Source organism: Psychrobacter sp. DAB_AL32B (genome assembly GCF_002224105.1).
In the GTDB taxonomy this organism is placed as follows: Bacteria; Pseudomonadota; Gammaproteobacteria; order Pseudomonadales; family Moraxellaceae; genus Psychrobacter.
The window spans coordinates 1-527 of record NZ_NEXU01000148.1 but is presented as its reverse complement, the minus strand read 5'-3'; the positions used below and the strand labels follow the sequence as shown (position 1 = coordinate 527).

At 44.6% G+C, this 527-nt stretch carries 1 pseudogene; it reads left to right on the top strand.

Features of this window, described 5'->3' with window-relative positions:
* Positions 1 to 527: pseudogene (locus CAN34_RS13740) on the top strand (elongation factor 4); the annotation flags it as partial.

Here is a 527-nt window from a genome sequence, read left to right as displayed (position 1 = left end):
AATGTGGTGTCTTGACCCCGAAGCCGGTAGATACGGGTATTTTACAAGCGGGTGAAGTGGGCTTTATTATTGCGGGTATCAAGGACATTGCTGGTGCACCGGTTGGTGATACGATTACTCATGCCAGTACGCCTGATGTTGAGCGTATTCCTGGGTTTAAACAGATTACCCCGCAAGTTTATGCCGGTATGTTCCCTGTTGAGTCTACTGATTTCGAAAAATTCCGTGAAGCGCTGCAAAAGCTACAGATTAACGATGCGTCGTTATTTTTTGAGCCAGATACTTCAGATGCACTAGGTTTTGGTTTCCGTTGTGGCTTCCTCGGTATGCTGCATATGGAGATTATTCAAGAGCGTTTAGAGCGTGAATATGACTTGGATTTGATTACCACTGCGCCTTCGGTGATTTACGAGATTGTGAAAAAAGATGGCGAGATTATCTATGTTGATAACCCATCAAGATTGCCTGAACCGAATAATATCGAAGAGTTCCGTGAGCCAATTGCCCGTTGTCAGATTTTAGTACCG